Genomic DNA, 21446 nt, shown 5'->3' with positions numbered 1-21446 from the left:
GCTACAGCGCATATGGGTAGCGCGCGGCCGGTCAGCTTCGCTCCCACCGAGCTACACCATCATCAGGGACACGACCCGATCGACTGCCAGATAACGCCGACATTGCTGCCGTTCAGGTGCCCTGACGGCAGTCCCGACACCGGTCGCTCGTTCATCAATGGCTCACCGAGGAATTCGGCGAAAATCGCGGATATCGAACATTCTCCGAATTTGTCCAGGCGGCTGAGCGCCGAGCAAAAGCATCGGCCGCCCCTTGTTTGGCGCGTAAAATGACGCTATATTGCGTCATAATTGTTGTGATGGGGAATGTGTTATGAGCTTGGCACAATATGCAGATGACGGCCTTCTTGCTCCGGTCAAGATCGCCACCGCATTCCGCACGACCACCGAAGAAGTCGCCCGATCGGCCGGACTCGGCCGTGACGCCATTCAACGCCGCGATCGAATGCGCTCCGACAAGACGCAACGCCGCCTTCGCGAGATGGTCGAAGTCGTCAACAAAGTGGAGCCTCGCTTCGGCAGCGCCTTGATGGCCTATGCCTGGTATCGCTCGGAACCGCTGCCCGGGTTTTCCGGCCGGACTGCGATGCAGTTAGTCAAAGAAGGCCGAACAGACGAGGTGCTGGAATTCATCGACGCTGTCGACGCTGGCGTCTACGCCTGACGGCTCGCATGGATTATCGAGATAAGCTCTATCGAGCTGTGAATCCAGTCTATGCTAGCGACCCGCTCTCTGGCCGTGGCGCCAAGCTCTATGGGGGGCGGTTCAACCCGAAAGGGATGCCCGCCCTTTATTGCTCACTCACCATCTTGACCGCGATCAAGGAAGCGAACCAAGCAGGAAGCTTACAGCCAACAACGCTGGTTTCCTATAACGCTGACATCGCGGACATCTTCAATGGGCAAGATGATAGCGCGCTCGAGCCCTACGGGATGAGCGCAGCCGCGCTCGCGGATTCCGGCTGGCGCGACAAGATGAAGCTCCACGGAAAAGCTCCGACGCAGATACTTGCAGAGAGTCTGGTGGCTAAGGGCTTCAATGGCATGCAGGTTCGAAGCTATGCTCCCGGCGCGTCGGTCGACGACCTCAATCTTGTCATCTGGAAATGGGGCAATGCGCTGCCAACGCTGCTCACGCTAATCGACGACGAAAATCGGCTAAAGCCGCCTCACACCCCCTGATATAGCCAATCAGAGGCGGCAGCATCGTTTCGCCCGGCAGTGGCTTTAACCCCTGTCCACCCATTCGGGATGAAAAGCTCGGCTTTCGACTAGACCTGCCGGTCACAGTCCGAGCCCATAAAGCCATAAATTGGAACGCCCATCAGCCAATCGGTGTGATCGCTTTTGGCCCGGCCTGTCGACGGACACGATCGATGCATCGCCATTCAACAGGTGGACCTACCCAAATATAGCTGCAGGTGCCATCCAGCAGTCGGTGCGAGTGGCGCTAAAGCTATCGGGACGCCAATAGCGCATTTCGATCCCCTCTGCCGCCACAACACCATCGAGTTTGGTGTAGGCTCTCCAGAAGCTCAACAAGAGGCCGTCGGGTAGCGCAAACACCAAGGTTTCGCGCAAATTCGCCAGAACAGTGAGGTCATTGTTGCTAATGGCATCACTCATCGCCGAGGTGAATTGCACGACATGTGCCTCCATGACCTTGGCAGGGTTTGTGATACGTTCCACGGTCATCGGCGGCAAATCGTCATCCTGTGGGTCGGTCGCCGCAACGGATTTCGCGTGTGTGAACGCCGTGGCCCTCATTGCCGCCACCCCCGTTTTGGCGACGGGAGCGGCCATTTCAAGATCCGCGAAATTCGGCACGGCAAATGCCATCGATCGCTTCACGATGCTCAATGGATTTACGACGCCGTAGATTTCCTTGCCGGGAACCAGCAGGCCCATAGTGCTGAGCATCACATCCGTGAACATCCTGTTCTGAATGATGTGGGTGGCCTTCGCTTCAGGATCGTAATATTTTTCAATGACCTGGATGTCATAGCTGTCCTTGTTGGGCACCGTGCTTTTGCTGATGATCACGCAAGGACGTTGTTCGGAGGCGAAGGGGTCATCAAGCCATGTTTTCGTAATGTCTTCCGGCTTGAGCCAGTCGAGTTCGGTGTAGCTCTTGGTCCATTTCATCTTCGGCCCGAACTGCAATGGCGTTCGCTTGATTACCGAAAAGTTGATCTCTGCCGAGGGCACATTGCAGCCAGGGCCGGGCGCGGGGAGGGGCCTTCCGTGCAATTGCCCCGCCGCCTGTGAAATCCAATCTGCCGACTGGACACCGCCATCGTTGAACTTCCAACGTCCGAACTGATCCGGGGCGATGCTGCGATCGTTCAGCATAATGAGCCCGAGGCATATGGGCTTGTCTTTCAAGAGTTCGTCGATTGTGGCGTCGATCAACATGCCGGCCAGACCGAACCAAGCCATTTTCGCCAGTTTGCCGACCGTTGATGCAACCTCCGCGGCTTCTTCTGCGGCGGAAGTCAGCGACCATGCCGCAATCTTGGCAAGCAGGCGCTCCTTGGCCTGGTCCGGCATCCCGCGGATGTTGTGCAGCATGACGGCCAGAACAACGTCGGTGTCGTCGTCCTCCAGATCGGGCACCTGAATTTCCCAGTTGCCGCCATTCAATGGAGGAACGGCGCCGAGTGCGCGCGTGTGCCCGTAGCCCATATAGCCAAGATTGGCCACGCGCATATCCACAAGGACGCGGCTATCATCCTGCTTTACCCGTTCAACGCTCATGGTCAGCAGGACTTCGTCCCAATAGCCTCGGCGACTGGCGGTGGAAACGAGATGGACGTCGTCGAGCCGAACGTTGAATGTCGTCATGGCACACTCCCTGGTCTCAGTGCTCTGCGCATACGCGGTAGAACTACGATACCGGGCCGCCTAAGCGTTGCTTATGGCCGAACCGAGCGACTCCGAGGAGCGCACGAAGTTAGAAGCATTCACTCTTAATTCGTCTATACCGTTGATTCGGTGAGTAGTTTTACGGATGCTGGGTGCCACTTTAGTTAGCCCGCGTATGCGAGATTCAATTGCATCGCAAAGCCGCACCGGAACAAATCATGCGCCACCTCGGGATCAGCCAGTCGGTGCCATCGATACCCGCCTAGGAGCCCTGCACCTTCGCCTTTCGCTCCGGATATAGATCCGCGCAGCCACAGGTGACGTTGAGAGTCATTTTCGCGGTGGCGCGCTGAATGCGTCCGCGCTCGACCTGCGCGGCGCCGCGCGCCTCAGTCTCGCTCGGATAGACGCGCTTGAGCGCCTCGGCGTTGTCGTCGCTGCCCACGGTGACTTATTGCGTTTCGCGCCCTTTGGCATCGCGCCATTTGGCGGTGACACCCGTATAATCGTCGCACTTTTCTATAGCGTGGCGGTGCTCAGCCGCCTGGACATGGACCTCCGAGGCGAGGACACGAAATTCTATTCCGTCAGCGGGCAGCCACCAGCGGCCTTCTTGGCAGTGCGGCATCGGCGCAGGCTCCGTCGGACATCAAGGATCTGATCGGCGCCCGTGCGGTCGGTGCAGAAACCCAGATGCCCGAAGTTGGGCCAATTGTAGTCCATGCCGCAGCTATACGCTTCGGAAGATGAGGTCGGGTTTTCGGGAAGCCAATTTGAGCTGCTGAACGACGGCAATGTCGGCAGATGCGACTCGCCTCGAGGAATTCCAGCCAATCGCGCCAGGCCTGGACGTCGGCGGGGTCGGCGTCGATCGGATACCAAGCAGCACCCACCCGCTAGCCCCATCTCTACGCGAGGCCACGCTACGGGCTGATCAGCCGATCCCGCTCGTGGGAGCGACGACCTTGAGGCGCCGAAAACGTGCTTCAACAAGACTGAAGAGCCCGAACAGGAACAAGCCGACTGCCACTAGGCCGAGCAGCACCGGCCCATAATCCTGCCCTTGAAGTGCGCGGAGGGCCTGCCCCATTCCGCCGGCTTCTTCGGGGTTGGCGTGCAGGGCGGCTCTGATGAAAAACCAGCCGATAAGCGCAAAAACCACAGCACGGGCCCCATAGCCGATACGGCCTGCGATCCGCAAATAATCCGGAACGGGCGCGTCGCCTTCCAGCTCGCGCATGAACCCGGCCTTCCCGGATTTGGTGGCTTGCGCTCCTGCGACAATGAACAAGACCCCGCCTACGAGGCTCAACAACAGCGTTCCACCGGGCTGCGCCATCAGCCAGGCCGACCAGTCCCGCGCACTGCTGTCACCCGGCGCCGTGCCGCCCGCGACGGCGTCGTGCATGGCAAGGCGGACCGCATAAACGGCCAGTATCAGGTGGGTGACGCCGCTGAGCGCATAACCGGCGCGTTCGAACTTCCCCTTGGTGGACCTGCCTCGCTTTTCCGGATCAAGGGCTGCTTCCAGAAGCCGCCAGACGGCGTAACCGAGCAGTCCCAATCCTATCACCAGCAGAAGGCCGCGACCGAGCGGCTCGTCGACCAGGCTGGCGAGCGCCGCCTGATTATCGGCAGGTTGACCTCCGGTGCGTGCTGCGTGGAGCGCAAACCAGCCAACGAGGATGTAAACCAGACCTCGCGACGCGAAGCCGAGACGGGCCAATAGTGTCAGTCGATGCGAAGCATGCATGTAGCGCCGCCTTTCCGTCCCTGCTCAATGGTTCGCGCGCCGACCTGTTCCTCGGACATATTCCTGCGTGCGCGCGCACGGTCGCAGGCCCACCGACCTAATGAGCCTAGCCTGGCGACGCATAGGAGGTTCAGCGGAAATCCGCCTCTCGAACACGAGCTTCCAGAAGCCGGTTTCGCCGCCTCGACTTGGGGAGAACTGCCAATAGCCAAGTCCGTCGTATGGATGCTAGCCGCACTCTTCGGCTGTGACGTCGGTGGCGCAACAGCCCTCGGTAAGATCGCGGGCTATGTCACAACGGCGTGATTGGCTCGGTGAATGTAGGGCAGCTCACATGACGAGGTCGTTGGTCAAGGCCTATCATCGTGACGGCATTGGTCATCTCCTCGGTGCTCGGATCCAGGCTTGGCCCGTTGCATGACGCAGCTCGATAATTCGAACCTGGTCCAGCTCACATGCGGTCGCCGTTCGGAACGGCTGCACCATTATCCCGCTTGCGGCGGGCACGGGGTCGGGAAAGCGAGACCATTCCTTCAGGCGGCGTTTGAAGCCAACGGCCCTATCGGTTCGCTGCCTGGATCCACGGAGCTGATGGGGTCGGGGGAAGGGTGGAGGGTATCGGGTCAGGCGGACTTCATCACGGCTCCCTCGATGACCACGCCCGGGGGTTGCATATTTCCACAAGGCAATGAGGAGCTTGCGGGCGAGCGCCACGATCGTCGGCTTTTTGAGACGACCGCTATTGTACTGCACGCGTGCCTGGAACCAGCGCGCAAATGCAGAGTCGGCTGGTAACGGACCCGAAGCCATGACAGCTCCACCCTAGCTGTTGACGCTTTTGTAGAGATCTGGCTGACCGCCGGCGTTGTTCGCAATCTGCCGCTGAGCTTCGGCCGCGACGGAGCCCCGGCGAACCCTTTTTCGTTGCGGCCGAACAACAATGAGCAGATAACTTTTCAACGACTCAGCGTGCCGAGCTGACGATGACTGCCCCGGCGGTGTTTCGCACCGCTCACTTTTGGTGAGGAGGTCATGGGCAAAGCTTTCCCCCCATCCGGCGTCTGCGCTGTAGCGATCGAACTGGCGTGGCCGGCAGCTGCGCGCGCCAAGCTCATGACAAGCAAGCCCACTGCGACATGGCCACTGCGCTGGAGTCTCGGTCCGGGCGATTAGCGCGTCCGCCGCGGCGCCAACACAGCCGCGAGCCTGAACCGCTTGCTTCGAAGGATATTTCGAGATGGCCCAGGAACGCATTCGCGTCGTGCTTCACGTCAAAGACCTGAAGGCGCTCGACGGACTGCACATCGATAATGGCTGCATGCCCTATCGCGAGCGCGAGGATGGCACCATCGAGATGGTCGCGGGCGTGAGCAAAGCCACGCTCGAGAAGCTGAAGCAGAAGCGTTCGGTTACCATCGAGATTCAGGGCGACACCAAGGCCGAAGCCAAGCGCGCTCATGACGACGTTTCGCGAACCAACCGCTACGCGGACGGGTCGCTTCCCACCCCGCTCGGCTCGCGAGGGTCGCGCCATGTGGACTAACACTGCCGAAATCGAGCAGCTGATCAAAAATTACGCCAACGACTATCCGTCGATTGCCGAGCGGATCCCGCTCGCGGACGTAGTCAGCGCCGATGCCGGTGTTGCGCCTAAACCTGTCAGCGCTTTGCGCATTGGTGCCAAGGGGGCGCATGCCGTCGATGGCGCATTGCTCATATTTGGGCAGCATGCACGCGAGTGGGTGCCGCCAGAGGTCGCGTTGGAGATCGCCGGCGCCTTGCTCGACTCCTACACGAACGGAACGCCGCTAACCTATGGCGGCAAGACCTATGCGGCGACCGACATTCAGCGGATCGTCAACAACATCAACATCTTCCTGATCCCATGCGTCAATCCGCAGGGCCGCCAGTACAGCCTGGATTTCGACACGAGGGACGATGGGTGGCGAAAGAACCGAGGCAAAATCCCTGGTTCCAGCCAGATTGGGGTGGACCCCAACCGCAATTTCGACTTCGCGTTCGACCTCGCCAAGCACTTCGATCTCAACAACCCGAAGGTGCTTGCGCACACGTCGACTACCCCCAGCATCGAAACCTACCAGGGCCCCAAGGCATTCTCCGAACCGGAAACTCAAAATGTGCGCTGGGTCCTCGACACCTACCCACGCATTCGTTGGTTCGTCGACACGCACGGCTACACGTGGAACGGACAAATTTACTACCCGTGGGGCGACGACGAAAATCAGTCCGCCGACCCGGCGATGAACTGGCGCAACCCGGCCCATGATCACAAGCGCGGTTGGCCGGGCGATGCCGTTGGTGAGTTTATCGGCGCCGGCGATCTCGCGACGCACCGCTATCTCGCCAACCGGTTGAAGGCCGGGGCAGATCCGGTCAACAATCGGACCTACGAGGTTAAACAGTCCTACGCTCTCTACCCGACGGCGGGCTGCTCCGACGACTATGTCTGGAGCCGCCACTTCCTCTCCCCCTATCTGCCGCGGGTGGAAGCCTTCGTGATCGAGCATCGGGCGTCGCGGTTCAAACCCGAAAGCCCGGAACGCGAACAGGTCATCGAGGAAGTGGCCTCGGGACTCATCAACTTCTGCCTGGCCTGCGCGTGCGGCGTCCCTGGTCTCAGCGTCCAATTGCGAACGTCAAACGTCGTCTTCAATCATTGTCCAGAAGGACGTACCTCGAGCCGGCCGGTCATATTGCAGGTGACTGGCTGCGAGGCTGCAACCTTCAGGGTGATGTCCGGGCCGAGCCGGACCAGTGGGTCGACGCGCATCAATTTTGACGTGGCGGTCGCCAGCCAGACGGTCCCGGGGGTGACAGTCCCGGTCACCCGTGAGCTCTTTATTTGGCTGACCTGTGCAGGCGGGCTCGGAGGCGATACCGCTGGGGGCACGGTTCGGGTCGAGTGCCCCGAAGCGGGCTTCGTGCGTGACGTTCCGATCACTGCGGACTTCGTCGCCGCGCCTCGCGCCGGCGCAGTCCTGGTTCTCGACCGGTCCGGCAGCATGACCGAAGATGGCGGCGACGGCCGCACCCGGCTTGACGTTCTGCTCGATTCTGCTCCGGCCTTTGTCGAAGTAGCGCCGCAGAACGCTCGCATAGGGCTGGTCAGATTTGCGACCGACGAGTCGCCCGGTGCTCCGATGACCACGATGGGGCCGGAAGGCGACGACCCTACCGGACGCGGCGTCATCCGTAAGGCCATCACCGATCACACGGTGGCCACGGGCAGCGCGCAATATACCTCGATCGGCGATGGGGTATTTGCTGCGACCAACCTTATCGCGCCGGAATCGGGCGTCGACTTCAAGTCTCTGGTCGTCTTGACCGACGGTCATGAAAACCGCGACCGCTACCTCTCCGATATATCCGGGCTGATCAACAACCGGGTCTTTGGGATCGGGCTTGGAACACCTGAGCAAATCCAGCCGATCGCGCTGCAGGCGATGACCAACGGCACCAATGGCTATTTGCTGATGACCGGGGCGATGGACGTCAACGACCCGTTCCGACTGGCCAAATATTATCTGCAAATCCTCACCGGGGTGACCAACGATCAAGTCGTCTTGGATCCGGGCGGCTGGCTGCCGTTCGGCGGCGCTGAAACGATTCCCTTCTATCTCAACGAGGCCGATGCCTCGGTTGACGCGATTGTCCTCACCTCCTTCCCGCAACTGCTTCGGATCAGGCTTCGCGCCCCGTCGGGGCAAATCTTCGATCAGTCTCACCCCTCGATGACCTACGCCCAGCGGGAGGGCATCGCTTACTACCGGTTCGCCCAGCCAATACCCGGGCCTTATTCGTTCGAGGGACCCGGCAGATGGGAGCTTCTGCTCGATTGGAAGAAGGCTCCCACCCGCGAATTATTAAAGCGGCTGCAGAGCTCGGCGGTCGGCTGGTCAGAAAAATCGGTGCGGTTCGACGTGCTGGTTCATGCCCGCTCCGACCTGGAGATGGCGACTACAGTCTCGCAGAACCGTTTCACTCCGGGCGCGACCATCACCGCACGCGTCAGACTGACCCAATATCAATCGGTGCCGGTCGACAGCGCCAAGGTGATCACGCGCGTGACTTTCCCCGATGGTGCGACCCCGGTCCTGCAATTGACTCCGAAGGGCGACGGCGTGTTCGAAACCCAATTCACGGCTCCGCTGGCGGGCCTTTATCGGATGCGGATCACCGCCGAGGGCAGCACGCTTCGCGGCCTGCGTTTCACCCGCGAGGCGGTCCGCACCGCTTTTGCCTGGGCTGGCGGGGATTCCAAGCCGCCCAACCGGCATGACGATGGCTGGTGCGGCACCCTGCGCTGTCTGATCGATTCAAAGGCGGTCGATCCCGAACTCTTGAAGCGGCTTGGGATAAATCTCGAAAGACTGTCCGAGTGCTGCCAGACCGAGGAGCGCCTAGTCATCGCCAAGCCAGCCAAGGCGGTGCGTCGAGCCCCTGCAAAGACGAAGAAATGAGATTCCGCCCGGCGTCAAGTCCGGGCTGAGGCCGGTGCCCACAATAATTGTTCGGTAAGGAGGCGAAAATGGGGAGAGGTCCGGCGGATCTTACCCAGGGACCCGGCGATCTGACGATCCCTGAACTCTAAGCCAGAGGGAGCCTTGAGGGAGTGCGCGCATGCAGATCGATGATGTCATTCTTGGCCTTGCCGCCGGCGTTGGCGTCCGGCTCTCCCCCGATGGAAAGACCGCCTATTATGTCGAGTGGTCGATCGGTACCGTCTCAAAGGTGGAGGTTGCGACTGGGACGGTTACGACCATCATGGCCGGTCTTCAGTTTCCACAGGACGTGCTCGTCGACTTGGACGGCTTCGACGGCCATGTTCGAACAGGCATCGCTGACCGGACGTCTGACTTCGAACGGGCCAGGCGGATCGTTGGCGAGGCGCTTCATTGCTCGCCCGGCAGGAACGCAACCGAAGCAGGCCAGTTGATCAAGCAGGTTCACAATCAAAACGTGACCCGCAGAAGCGAATTGACCCGGAAGGACAGGGCGTCTGGAAACGATTGCTGGATGGATCGCGCCAGTAGCGACGATGGTTGCCGCCATGATGACGGCTGCCAATCTCAGCGCGCGCGTGACTGGCTGGGGCTTCGTCGTGTTCACCGGTGGATCGATTTGTTGGAAGCTGGTGGGTTTGGGTTCCGGTCAGACAAACCTGGTTTGGACCAACGCTTTTTTGACCCTCGTGAACATCGTGGGGATATGGCGATGGCTCGGGCGCCAGCGGGTGTATGAAGAGGGCGGAAAGTCCGCCAGCGAGGCGAGCAGGGGCTCACCAGCTCCCACGCTATTTGCCGCCACTGCGATTGGCGGCATGCCCGTGGAGGATCTCCAGGGTCAACCTCTGGGCAAGGCGGTCGAGGCGCTCATAGAATGCACTTCGGGGACAGTCAGCTATGTCGTGGTGGCCTCGAGCCGTCTGGGCAGTGTCGACGAAAGCCTGCGCGCCATCCCGCGAGAAGAGATGAGCTTCAGCTGTGACCGCCTTGTCGCTTTGATCCAACATCAGGAGTTCATGCGGCGCCCCGAACTAGAATCGGGCAACTGGCCCGCTCAAGCGTGACTCCAGGATTAGTGGCCCGTGCAGATCATGAGCCACCTTAACAATCGCAACCGAACTTTTGGCAAATCTTACTTGAGCCGAACATGAAGAGCGTTCGCCGGGCATGGTCGCGTCGGTGCTCTCGTCAACAATGCGGGTGACCAGCCGCGTCATAGATCGAACCTATGGCGGCATGGGGTCGCCGGGGGAACGACCGGCGTCATCAGGGATTATATTAGTCTGTTCGCAGGAGGCACTCATGGCCGCACGTCCCTATTGGAGAGGCCAGATTCGCCTGGCGCTGGTGTCGATACCCGTCGAAATCTATTCGGCGACAAAAAGCGGGGCGACAATCGCCTTCAACCAGATTCACGAACCCTCGGGCAAGCGCATCAAATACGAGAAGGTCGTGCCTGGAATCGGACCGGTGGATCTCGATGAGATCGTCAAGGGCTTCGAATATGCCAAGGGCGAATATGTCCTCCTCGACGAGAAGGAGATTGAAGGCGTGAAGCTCGAGAGCAAGAAGACGCTTGAGCTGACCCAGTTCGTCGATGCCCAGGACATCGACATGATCTATTTCGAGAAGCCCTATTATGTCGTTCCGGCTGACGATCTCGCCGAGGAGGCGTTCATCGTGCTGCGCGAGGCGCTGCGTCGCAGTCACAAAATTGGGCTGGGACAGCTTGCGATGCGCGGTCGCGAATATGTCGTGAGCGTCAAGGCCTGCGGACGTGGGATGGTGATGGAGACCTTGCGCTACGCGGACGAGGTCAACAAGGCGGCCAGCTATTTTCGCGACATTGGCGACGCAGCACCTGACGAAGAGCTGCTCGACCTTGCCACAACACTGATCGACAAGAAGACGGGCAAGTTCGACGCGAGCGACTTCCATGACCGCTATGCCGATGCGCTGCGGGACCTGATAGAACGAAAGAAGAAGGGAAAGACGCTCAACATCGACACCGATTCAGGCGGTGGCGACCCGCGCGGCAGCAATGTCGTTGACCTGATGGCCGCGCTCAAGAACTCGCTTGGCTCCGATGGTGGCGGGGTGAAGAAGTCGGCCACGCGCCAAGCAGCCAAAACGGCCGCCAAGAAGCCAACCGCCAAGACCCCAGTGCGTAAGCGGGCGTAAACGGTGGACCATACCGATCCCCAATCACTTGGGCGAAACGAGGACGATGATGCCGCCTTCGCGGAGGGCGCGATCACGATATGGAGCAATCTGCTGACGCTGATCGGTGCGCATCTGCGCGAGACTGGAATGTCACGCGAAGAGGTACTGGAGATACTGGCCATGCTGCATGATGCCAATGAGGAAACGATCCGGTCGCCCCGCGCCCGTGCGACGGCTTCGCGCCACTTGATGGCTGTGTATCGCGTGTTGGAGGAATCCTAGGCGCCGTCCCGCGGCCGTGCCGACGTCACTGATCTCGAACAATGCGCTCGAGCGTTCGTGGCGGTCACGGAATGATGACGTGCTGAATTACGACGGCGAAAATGGGTTGTTTGCACATGACGGACGAGACGGTTGACGAGACGTTGCGCGAAATGGCCCAACATCGCGGTTTGAAGCTAGTGAAATCGCGCAGGCGCAAACCGGGTGTGGGCGACTTCGGCAAATTTGGACTGACCGACGCGTCGGGCAACGCGCTATTGGGAATCAGCGACTCTGGCCTGACGGCCGATGCCAGCGACATCGAAAATTATCTGCGTACCGGCGCCATTAGCACATGGAGACAGTCGGCCGATACAACGCCCGATCGTGCCCCACCAAAGCACCCGCAACCAGACGAAGTGCGCGCAAAGGATCCGCCTGTTAGCCGTCGCAACCAATTGCCGGCGCGAACCCAACCCCAAGAGCCCCACAGGGTGCGTCCCAGAACTGCAAAGAAAACTGCGCCAACGGTGGCCCGAAGGGCAGATGACCAAAGCAATTGGACGGCGAAACCTGCAAAGATCCCCAAAAATTCCCAGCCTCACCCTCAGCCTCAGCCTCAGCCTCAGCCTCAGCCTATACTCTTACTGCGTCCCGCCGAAACGGGAGATGCGGCCGCTATCGCGCAACTGCTCGCACAGCTCAGCGGGATCACCACAGACCAGGATTCCATCGACCGCAATGTCGAAGCGCTGCGCTACGCCGCGGGTGAAATGCTTGTCGCCGAGAAGGGCGCGCTCGTGGGCTGCTGCGCCTGGACGGTGGTTCCAACCGTGCATCGTGGCCCCGTCGGGCGTGTGTCTGTCCTCATAGTGGATGGAGCTCATCGCCGGCAGGGCATTGGCACTCAGCTGCTTCAGGCCGCTGAGGAGGCCCTGGAGAAAGTGGGGTGTTCACTCGTGGAAGCAATGAGCGATATCGACATCAAGCACGCGCATAATTTCTTCCGCGCTCGAAAATTCCAACAGGCCAGCTATCGCTTCGTCCGCAGGATCGACGACTGAGCGCTCCATTTAACCGGGTGGCGACGGGAACGAGTTCTGCAGGCCCCGGATCTAAAGGCGTCTCGACTGGAGCCACCAGCATGGCACGAGGCGCTTCGGGCATAACAGCAACGGACGACAATCTTGCAAAATATCGCGCCAAGCGGGATTTTGCGCGAACGGCGGAACCATCGGGCGCGACCGAGCCCACTACGGGCAATGGCTTCGTCGTGCAGAAACATGCCGCAAGCCGCCTTCACTAAGATTTCCGCCTCGAGCTGGACGGCGTACTCCTTAGCTGGGCAGTCACACGTGGCCCCAGTCTCAATCCCGACGATAAGCGTCTTGCAGTCAGGACCGAGGACCATTCGCTCGATTATGCGCGGTTCGAGGGCACGATCCCGAAGGGGGAATATGGCGGCGGCACGGTCATGCTCTGGGACAATGGCCAATGGGAATCGATTGCCGGGAAGGACCCGCGCCAGACGCTGGCGGAGAGCCATCTGCATTTCATCCTCCACGGGCGCCGGATGAGAGGGGAGTGGATCCGCTTTCGATTGAAGCCCCGGGGCAAGGAGAAGGGCGAAAACTGGATTTTGCGCAAGGTGACCGATGCCTTCGCAGGCGGATCGGACGATCTGGTGGGCATCCACCTCACCTTGGGAACGACTCCCCCGCGCGAGGAGTCTCTCGATGATGAGATATACGAGCTGAGCGCGCCGGTGGTGCGCGTGTCCACAACGAAGGCTACCGCACGCCCGGCTAAAGCGCCGGCGCGCCGCAAAGTCGTATCCGCGTCAAGCTCGCCGCCATTTCGGCCTCTCCAGCTCGCAACCCTCGTCGACACGGTACCGGCCGGGGACCGATGGCTCCATGAAATGAAATATGACGGGTACCGCGTCCTCATTGCGGTCGGCGGTGGCCAAGCGCGCGCTTACACGCGGTCGGGGCTCGACTGGTCCGAGAAGTTCGCGGGCATTGTCAAGGCCGCCGCAAAGCTGAAAGTCGGCTCCGCCCTGATCGATGGCGAGGCCGTCGTGCTGGAAGCGGACGGCCGATCCAGCTTCCAGGCCCTGCAGGGCGCGCTCAAGGGTGCGCCCGCGAGCATTGAATATTACGCCTTCGACCTGCTCGAACTCAACGGCGAGGATCTGACCGGGCTGGAGCTGACGGCGCGCAAGGAGAAGCTGCGCGCCATCATTCCGGAGTCGAACGATCGCCTGCGCTATTCCGAGCACATCGTCGGCAGCGGCGAGAAGCTGCTCCACACGTTCTGTGATGCCGGTCTCGAAGGCGTGATCTCGAAGCTGGCGACGGGCAAATATGTCGGATCGCGCTCCGGTGGATGGCTCAAGACAAAGTGTATCAAGCGCCAGGAGTTCGTGGTCGTCGGCTGGACGCCCTCGGACAAGTCTCGCTCATTCCGGTCCCTGATCCTCGGCATCCACGAAGAGGGTGGGCTACGCTATGCTGGTAAGGTCGGGACTGGCTTCGACACCGCGGAACTGCTCCGCCTCATGGAAATCATGAAGCCGCTCGAACAGGAAGCGCCGACGGTAAAGGCACCGCGCGCCGAGGTGCGCGGCGCCCACTGGCTGAGGCCCAAGCTTGTCGCCGAGATCGCCTATACAGAGATGACCAACGAAGGCACGCTCCGGCATCCGAGCTATCTTGGGCTTCGCGAGGACAAGAAGCCCGAAGCCGTGGTGCTGGAGAAGGAAGCGCCCGTCGCGGAGATCGCCGCGCCCGCTACCTCGAAGGTCAAGATCAGCAACCGCGAGCGCATCATCGATCCGGACTCGGGGATCACAAAGGGCCAGCTTGCCGACCATTATGCAGCAGTCGCGGCGATCATGCTCCCGTGGGTGGGCAGCCGCCCGATCAGCCTCGTGCGGTGCCCACAAGGGCGCGCCAAGAAATGCTTCTTCCAGAAACATGATGCCGGCAGCTTCGGCGATACCGTCAAGCATGTGGAAATCACCGAGAAGGACGGGCACGAAGAGCCCTACCTTTACCTCGATACGGCCGACGGTCTCCTCACCTGCGTCCAGATGGGCACGATCGAATTCCACGGCTGGGGCGCCCGCATCGAAGATGTCGAGAAGGCCGACCGGCTGGTGTTCGACCTTGATCCCGACGAGGGCCTGGATTTCGAAGCGGTGCGCAAGGCGGCCTTCCATTTTCAGGAAATCCTGCAGCAGATCGGGCTCGACACGTTTCCGATGGTGACGGGCGGCAAGGGCATCCACGTCATCGCCCCACTCGTGCCAAAGGCCGAGTGGCCAGAGGTGAAGGACTTCGCACATCGCCTGGCGCAGGCCGTGGCGCAGAGCGACCCCGATAACTTCACTGCAGCGCTGCCAAAGGCACAGCGCAAGGGCCGGATCTTCGTCGACTATCTGCGTAACCAGCGCGGGGCCACGGCCGTGATGCCATACAGCGTACGGACCCGCTCCGGCACGCCGGTCGCGGCGCCCATCACCTGGAAGGAGATGGAAACCATCGACACGTCTGCCCACTGGCACGTCGGCGACGCGACGGAACTTGTGAAGCGCGCCGCTTCAAAGGCTCTGTCGGGCTGGGGCCGTGCCGATCAGGTGCTTCCTGACCTGTGAAGATTGCGACCTATAATGTGAACGGTGTCAATGGCCGTCTCGTTGTGCTGCTGCGATGGCTTGCGGAGGCGGAGCCCGACATCGTCGTGCTACAGGAGCTGAAAGCGCCGCAGGAGAAGTTCCCCGAAACCGCGATCCGCGACCTTGGCTATGACGTGATCTGGCACGGGCAGAAGAGCTGGAACGGCATTGCCCTGCTGAGCCGCGTCGGCGAAATCCACGAGACGCGGCGCGGCCTGCCCGATGATCCCGATCCGACTCAGAGCCGCTATATCGAAGCGGCGGTGAATGGCATCCTGATCGGCGGGCTCTACCTGCCCAACGGCAATCCCAGGCCCGGCCCCAAGTTCAACTACAAGCTCAAATGGTTCGACGCGCTGATCGCGCACGCTGCCGGCCTGCTGGAGAGCGGCCTGCCGGTCCTGCTGCTCGGCGACTTCAACGTCATGCCGACCGAGCGCGACGTCTACAAACCCGAGCGCTGGCTCGACGACGCGCTGTTCGCGCCTGAAGTGCGCGAGGCCTTCTTCCGGCTGACCGCGCAAGGCTGGACAGACGCGCTGCGCGCCATCCATCCTGACGAGACTATTTACACCTTCTGGGATTACTTCCGGAACGCCTATGGCCGGAACGCCGGCCTGCGGATCGATCATCTGTTGCTGAGCCCGTCGCTCGCGGACCGGCTGGTGGACGCGCAGGTCGACATGCATGTGCGCGGCTGGGAGAAGACCAGCGACCATGCACCTGTGTGGATCGAGCTCGCCGACAAGCCCAAGCGGCGCCGACCCAGGCCGGTCAGCTGAGGAGCATCCGGAACGCCGCAACCAGTTCCGTGACTACAGCATCTCGAGCGGGCGGCGCTCGCGCGGCGCGGCAAACGCCGCGTCGAGCTGGGCGAGCGTCTCCTCGTCGAGCGTGATGTCGGCGGCAGTGCGGTTCTCGCGCACATGCTCAACCGTCGAAGCTTTCGGGATCGCGATCAGGCCAGGCTTTCGCAAGGTCCAGGCGAGCGCGAGCTGTGCGGGCGTGACGCCCAAGTCGGAGGCAAGTGCGGCCAGCTTGCGGTTGTCGATCAGGAGACCCTGTTCGACGGGGCTGTAGGCCATCACCGTCATGCCGTGGTTCTCGAGCCAAGGCAGGAGATCATGCTCCGGCCCGCGCCGGGTCAAATTGTAGAGGATCTGGTCGGTGACGCAGGACCATCCGCCGGCATCGACCAGTTCCTCCATGTCATTGGTATCAAGATTACTGACACCCCAATGGCGGATCTTGCCGGCGCGCTGCAGCGCCTGCAGCGCCTCGACCGTCTCGTCCAGCGGCACGTTCCCACGCCAGTGCAGCAGATAAAGGTCGAGCCGGTCGGTGCCGAGCCGCTCGAGGCTCGCCTCGCACGAACGCGCAAGGCGAGCGAGCGAGGCGTTTTGGGGATAGGCCTTGCTGACAAGGAAGACCTCGTCGCGCCGCCCGGCGATCGCTTCGCCGATTAGCGTCTCGCTCGCGCCATCACCATACATCTCGGCCGTGTCGATCAAGGTCATGGCAAGGTCGATACCGGCGCGCAGCGCCGCGATCTCCCCATCACGCCGATCCTTGCGGTCGCCCATCATCCAGGTGCCTTGGCCAAGGCAGGGGACCTGCTCCCCGTCCGGCAAGGTGACCGTGCGCATGGCGTTATCAGGCTGGGACAAGCTCATAACGTTGCTCCTGGCAGGCAGCAACTCGCCGATAGAAGATCGAAAGCGCAGGTCGTCCTGCGCCGACTCATAACCATCGCACCGTGTAAGGCATGATCGTAAGAATATATGACGAGCGAGCCATCATCGTCCGATGCGCTGGCTCGTCGTGTTCGGCTCCGCGCCGCTCTTCTTCTACATCCTGCACCTACCTGCTCCATGGGCTCAACATCGCTGCGGCTGCGATCTGGGGCGAAAGTGCGAACGGCCTGTTCAGCCTGCCCAATGCGAGCGCAATCTGGCTGCTGGCAGTCGCAGTTGCCGGTCCCTGCTGGTTCGCAAGCGCAGCGTTCGCGAATATGAAGCGCCGCAGCGCCACCTGGTGGCTTCAATACCTTTAAGTCGCGCACTGCCAAATCCATGCCTGCGCCGCTAGGATAACGGGCAACGCCGGCTTATACGGAATGCCACGTAGACGTTCTCATGGGCCTTGGGGGCCGAAGGGGAATCGGCGAACTATGGCGACGCGCTCCAGCGGCATTGCGGGCATTGTCACGGCGACGGCGGCGGGTATCGCGCTCCTCTACTTTCTGCAAGACATCCTGATCCCACTCGTGCTGGCGATCGTGCTGGCCGTTCTGGTCGATGCGCTCGTGCGCTTCATCGGCGCACGCTCACGCGGAGCGCCGCATTGGGCAGTCGTCACTTTGGTCGCGGTCATCGTCATAGCGTGCGCCGTCGCAGTAGCCCTCATCGTAGGTCAGGGGTTGGCGCAGATCGTCGGGAAGGCGCCCGACCTAGTGGTCCGGCTCGAACAGATCGTCCGGGAATTGGGGCGGGCCGTTGGTCTGGCCCGGACGCTGCACTTCACCGCTCTGCTGGGAGAGATCAATTTACCGCGCCTCGCAGGCTCCGTCGCCGGAGGCTTCGGGGAGTTGCTTTCCGGAATCCTGCTGACGATCACCTACTTCGCCTTCCTTGTCGGGGGGCAGCAACGATTTGAGCAAAGGCTTTCCAGCGTTAACAGGTCCATCGGCGGAGCCGCGCCGGCCAAAGACGCGATCGACCGCGCGGCAGCCAACATCGAGATATATGTCTGGGTCCAGACGGTGACAGGCGTCATGATCGCCGCCCCCGCCGCGCTCGTCATGTTCGGGGTCGGGCTGGAAAACGCGTTGTTCTGGACGATCGTGCTGTTCCTCCTCAGCTACATCCCCATGATCGGTGTAACGGTGGGCTCGATCCTGCCGGCGCTGTTTGCGCTGCTGCAATTTCCGTCGTGGTGGCAGGCGGCGGTTGTTTTCGGCGGCATCCAAATCGCGGCCTTTGTCGTGGGAAATTTCGTCTACCCGAGGATGCAGGCGGAGAGCCAGAACATCGATCCGGTGGCTACGTTGCTTTCGCTGGCCTTCTGGGGCTGGCTTTGGGGTATCACCGGCGCGTTCCTAGCCGTGCCGCTAACGCTGATGGTGATGATGATCTGCGCCGGTTTTCCGCGCACGCGATGGCTCGCCATTTTGCTCTCCAACGATGGCGATCCCGACTTCTCCATGAAAAGACGGACCGACGGGAATGATGGCGGCGGTAAGCGCGAGTAGGGAGGTTTGCGTATGCCCCGAGGCGCGCGTGAGCGAAACTATCTGACGGTCGCGCTGGAGTTGGCGGGGCAGCCGCAACAAAGGCGCAGGCTGCGCAGAAGGAACCTCGGAAAAACTTCAGTGCTCGGGCCAGAAATTTCGCGAGTTGCTCATCAACATGCTGAAAGCGGAACAACTGGCCACGTAGCGCGGCTTAGGTGACGCTGGATTGGGAGCGTCGCATCGGCTGCCAATGCAAGGTCCTTAAATCCGATCCAAACGCTCAACGACTTTGGTCCGCAGAAATAGCCGTCGGCGTTTTCTCGCGTCGTCCTGGCGTGTGTGCTTGCGTAGGCGCGGCTCTATCTCTCCCCCCTTTATAAATTCCGCGGCTTGCGGCCACCGGCGCTGCCGAGCAGCCCGCCAAGGTGATCAGCACAACGAGCTCGAGCACAGCTGCGCTGAGCCCATCACCGGTGGCGACTGCAGGACCTTGAACATGCCCAAGAGTACTGTCGCGACGACCGAAATAAGAAGGAATGCTCGCATTGGCTCCCTCAAAATCCGTGGAATCGCCGGTGGCACGGCCGCCGGCGAACTCCTAAGGTCAAATCAAAAGCGATAGCTATGCCCGCGAACGCGCCGTGCCACGGTCGTCGCGATGTGCGCATTGCTGTAACTACAGCATCACGCCTTTGGGCAACGCGGTCTTAGCGCAGCGGCAGAGTTTTAGTCATCTCGCGCAGCAGCGCGGTGAGTTTTTTCTCCGACGCATCCTTGCCGGTGACGCGCTTCTTTGACGTGGCGCGCCACACCAGGCGCCCGGTTTCGCGCTCGATCAGATCGAGCACCAGGGTTCCCTGGGTATAGTGGCTGGTGTCGAGGCTGTAGTTGCCGGGTGCCGCGCACGCCGGAAAGCTGCAACCCGCCCTGTCGGAGGTCAATTTTCCCTCGGTTTCGGGCTGCATGACGATGGTATAGGCGACGACCAGATCGGCATCGAGGGGATTGGCGATCTGCCGATAGCCCTTCGATGTCAGGGCGGATTCGGTGATGGTACGCAGCCGGTCCGCGGTGATCTCATTGGCGATCGCGGGATCGGGCACGCCCAGTCCGATGGCGCGCATGGAGGCCCAGGCGAATGTGGAGCCTTGGGCAAGCGCGGGAGAGGATGACTGGACCACCTCCACCTTGGCCGCGGCCGGAACGCCGCCGGCGACACTAACCAGAGCCGCGCCTGCGGCAAACCATTTGAAGAGAGTCATTGCTTTTCCTTCTTGTAACGGGGGAGGAGTGGACCGGCATCCGGCCCCTCGCAGCGCGTTTGACGGCGCTGTGAGGGCGGTGCCGGCGATTTTAGTGCGCGCCGCTGGTGTCGATCGGACCCTTGGGTTTCGGGACGAGCCAGATGATCATCGCCGCCACGCCGAGGCAGACGGCGATCACGCCGAACATGTTGAGCGTCGCCAGCATGACGCTTTGGCTTTCGACGAGCTGGGAGAGCATCGTCCTCGCCGATTCCGCCGGCACGCCTTGCGCCGTCATCGCATCGACCGCCTGCTGCCCATGGGGCATTGCATTGGCGATCTCCGTGTTGTTGGCGCGGGTCGCGTCCGACCAGCGGCTCTGGATCAGCGAGGTGGCGAAGGCGCCGGCCAGCGTTCGCATGAAGTTCGAGATGCCGGCCGCGTTCGCCTGCTCATCAGGATCGACGCTCGCCATGGCGAGGCCCGTCACCGGCACGAAGAACATGACCATGAACACGCCGGTGATGAGCGTCGGCCACGCCATCTGCAGGAAGGTGACGTCGGTGCTGAACGTCCACATTCGCCACAGCATGATTCCAGCGAGGCCGATGATGCCGAGGAAGACGATCATGCGTGGGTCGAACTTCTCGACCGCCTTGCCGACCAAGGGCGAGCACACCACCGCGAGGATGCCCATGATGCCTGTCGCATACCCCGCCCAGGTCGCGGTGTAGCCCATATTGGACTGCAACCAGAGCGGCAGGATTACGATGCTGGCGAAGAAGGCGCCGAAGGCGACCGAGTAGGTGGTCGCGGCCCCGACAAAGCCGCGGTGGCGGAAGATCCTGAGATTGACGATCGGATTCTTCTCGGTGAGTTCCCAGATCACGAAGGCGACGAAGCCGATCGCAGCGATGATGCCGTACATCCGGATATGCGGGTCGGCAAACCAGTCGTGGTTGCGGCCCTCGTCAAGCATGATCTGCAGCGCTGCTACCCAGATGACGAGCAGGACGAGCCCGACCTTGTCGATGAACGCCTGCGCCTTGGGGTCCGCTTGGCCGCGCATCAGCCACCACAGGACGACCCCGCCGGCCCCGGCGATCGGCACCTTGATGAAGAAGATCCATTCCCAGCCGTAATTGTCGCAGATGATGCCGCCGAGAATGGGGCCGGCGACCGGCCCGATCAGCGTCGTCATCGCCCAGATCACGGTCGCGAGCGTCGCCTTCTCCTTGGGGAAGATGCGCAGCAGCAACATCTGCGAGAGCGGCATGATCGGCCCGCCGAACAGGCCGAGCAGGACGCGCATGCCGAGCAGCATGCCGAGCGAACTCGACATGCCACACAGTAGCGACCCGACGGCGAAGGCCAGATAGCAGATGATGAAGGTGCGCTGCGCGCCGAACTTCATCGCCAGCCAGCCGGTTAACGGCACCGTAATGGCCTCAGCGACCGCGTAGGAGGTGATCACCCATGTGCCCTGCGCCGACGAAATGCCGAGATCGCCGGCAATCGTGTTGATCGACACGTTGGCGATCGTGGTGTCGAGCACGACGAGGAAGTTGCCGAGACCGATCAGGAACGCCGCAGCGTAAAGTTTGATGCCGGTCAGCGGGGCGGCGTCTTTGGCCGCCGCAAAAGCCTTCGTGATGGACATGAGCGTGCCCCTTTTGTGGTGGCTTAGTCGGCGATCTTGACGTCGACGTTCATCGAGAGGCCT

General features: G+C 61.5%; 18 protein-coding genes and 2 pseudogenes. 13 read left to right on the top strand and 7 right to left on the bottom strand.

Annotated features, from left to right (window positions below; all coding sequences use genetic code 11):
- The 3 genes from MKI88_RS19745 to MKI88_RS19735 form a co-directional block, all read left to right on the top strand.
- Window positions 1-273, top strand: a 273-nt coding sequence (locus MKI88_RS19745; RefSeq protein WP_241633267.1) for a hypothetical protein, incomplete at its 5' end; no start/stop codon positions are given.
- Between the two features lie 40 nt (window positions 274-313).
- A complete protein-coding gene (locus tag MKI88_RS19740; protein ID WP_241633266.1) occupies window positions 314-664 on the top strand; it encodes an antitoxin Xre/MbcA/ParS toxin-binding domain-containing protein in 351 nt (116 codons plus the stop codon).
- An 8-nt stretch (window positions 665-672) separates the two neighbouring features.
- Window positions 673-1182, top strand: coding sequence for an RES family NAD+ phosphorylase (locus MKI88_RS19735; RefSeq protein WP_241633265.1), 510 nt, complete (start codon window positions 673-675; stop codon window positions 1180-1182).
- Between the two features lie 219 nt (window positions 1183-1401).
- Here MKI88_RS19735 and MKI88_RS19730 read toward each other — a convergent pair whose 3' ends face one another.
- From MKI88_RS19730 to MKI88_RS19715, 4 genes and pseudogenes are all read right to left on the bottom strand, one after another.
- Window positions 1402-2844 (bottom strand): hypothetical protein, encoded by a 1443-nt coding sequence (locus tag MKI88_RS19730; RefSeq protein WP_241633264.1) that lies wholly within the window; start codon window positions 2842-2844, stop codon window positions 1402-1404.
- Between the two features lie 283 nt (window positions 2845-3127).
- Window positions 3128-3310, bottom strand: a complete 183-nt coding sequence (locus tag MKI88_RS19725; RefSeq protein ID WP_241633263.1) for a hypothetical protein — start codon at window positions 3308-3310, stop codon at window positions 3128-3130.
- Between the two features lie 489 nt (window positions 3311-3799).
- Window positions 3800-4618 carry a DUF1206 domain-containing protein gene (locus MKI88_RS19720; RefSeq protein WP_241633262.1) on the bottom strand — a complete coding sequence of 273 codons (819 nt, stop codon included), beginning with the start codon at window positions 4616-4618 and terminating at the stop codon, window positions 3800-3802.
- Between the two features lie 623 nt (window positions 4619-5241).
- Window positions 5242-5439, bottom strand: a pseudogene (locus MKI88_RS19715) (IS110 family transposase); the annotation flags it as partial.
- Window positions 5440-5855: 416 nt separating this feature from the next.
- Between MKI88_RS19715 and MKI88_RS19710 the strand changes: the two are divergent.
- The 9 genes and pseudogenes from MKI88_RS19710 to xth all read left to right on the top strand — a co-directional run bounded on the left by MKI88_RS19710 (window position 5856) and on the right by xth (window position 16029).
- On the top strand, window positions 5856-6161 hold the full coding sequence (locus tag MKI88_RS19710) for a hypothetical protein (protein WP_241633261.1): 306 nt from the start codon (window positions 5856-5858) through the stop codon (window positions 6159-6161).
- On the top strand, window positions 6151-9099 hold the full coding sequence (locus MKI88_RS19705) for a M14 family zinc carboxypeptidase (protein ID WP_241633260.1): 2949 nt from the start codon (window positions 6151-6153) through the stop codon (window positions 9097-9099). Before MKI88_RS19710 ends, MKI88_RS19705 begins: the two co-directional genes overlap by 11 nt.
- A gap of 160 nt (window positions 9100-9259) precedes the next feature.
- Entirely contained in the window at window positions 9260-9880 is a 621-nt protein-coding gene (locus MKI88_RS21490) for a hypothetical protein (RefSeq protein ID WP_348636286.1), read from the top strand.
- Window positions 9873-10208: a hypothetical protein gene (locus tag MKI88_RS21485; RefSeq protein WP_348636285.1), complete on the top strand. Its 336-nt coding sequence runs from the start codon at window positions 9873-9875 to the stop codon at window positions 10206-10208. The genes MKI88_RS21490 and MKI88_RS21485 overlap by 8 nt, the downstream gene beginning before the upstream one ends.
- Before the next feature lie 238 nt (window positions 10209-10446).
- Window positions 10447-11325 carry a Ku protein gene (locus tag MKI88_RS19690; RefSeq protein WP_241633257.1) on the top strand — a complete coding sequence of 293 codons (879 nt, stop codon included), beginning with the start codon at window positions 10447-10449 and terminating at the stop codon, window positions 11323-11325.
- A 3-nt stretch (window positions 11326-11328) separates the two neighbouring features.
- Window positions 11329-11589, top strand: coding sequence for a hypothetical protein (locus tag MKI88_RS19685; RefSeq protein WP_241633256.1), 261 nt, complete (start codon window positions 11329-11331; stop codon window positions 11587-11589).
- Between the two features lie 116 nt (window positions 11590-11705).
- Window positions 11706-12632: a GNAT family N-acetyltransferase gene (locus MKI88_RS19680; RefSeq protein ID WP_241633255.1), complete on the top strand. Its 927-nt coding sequence runs from the start codon at window positions 11706-11708 to the stop codon at window positions 12630-12632.
- An 80-nt stretch (window positions 12633-12712) separates the two neighbouring features.
- Window positions 12713-15226 (top strand): annotated as a pseudogene (ligD, locus tag MKI88_RS19675) (DNA ligase D).
- Window positions 15223-16029, top strand: a complete 807-nt coding sequence (gene xth, locus MKI88_RS19670; protein ID WP_241633254.1) for an exodeoxyribonuclease III — start codon at window positions 15223-15225, stop codon at window positions 16027-16029. Before ligD ends, xth begins: the two are co-directional and overlap by 4 nt.
- A 33-nt stretch (window positions 16030-16062) precedes the next feature.
- Here xth and MKI88_RS19665 read toward each other — a convergent pair whose 3' ends face one another.
- Window positions 16063-16893: an aldo/keto reductase gene (locus tag MKI88_RS19665; RefSeq protein ID WP_241633268.1), complete on the bottom strand. Its 831-nt coding sequence runs from the start codon at window positions 16891-16893 to the stop codon at window positions 16063-16065.
- 524 nt (window positions 16894-17417) lie between these two features.
- On the opposite strand from MKI88_RS19665, the gene MKI88_RS19660 reads away from it, so the two are divergent.
- A complete protein-coding gene (locus MKI88_RS19660) occupies window positions 17418-18497 on the top strand; it encodes an AI-2E family transporter (protein WP_241633253.1) in 1080 nt (359 codons plus the stop codon).
- Between the two features lie 689 nt (window positions 18498-19186).
- Here the strand turns inward: MKI88_RS19660 and MKI88_RS19655 are convergent.
- Both MKI88_RS19655 and MKI88_RS19650 read right to left on the bottom strand, forming a co-directional pair.
- Window positions 19187-19741, bottom strand: coding sequence for a DUF4136 domain-containing protein (locus MKI88_RS19655; RefSeq protein ID WP_241633252.1), 555 nt, complete (start codon window positions 19739-19741; stop codon window positions 19187-19189).
- Between the two features lie 91 nt (window positions 19742-19832).
- Entirely contained in the window at window positions 19833-21383 is a 1551-nt protein-coding gene (locus MKI88_RS19650; RefSeq protein WP_241633251.1) for a DHA2 family efflux MFS transporter permease subunit, read from the bottom strand.
- Between the last annotated feature and the right edge of the window lie 63 nt (window positions 21384-21446).

It is taken from the genome of Sphingomonas sp. LaA6.9 (assembly GCF_022601895.1).
Classification (GTDB): domain Bacteria; phylum Pseudomonadota; class Alphaproteobacteria; order Sphingomonadales; family Sphingomonadaceae; genus Sphingobium_A.
This window is presented reverse-complemented; position numbering and strand designations above follow the sequence as displayed.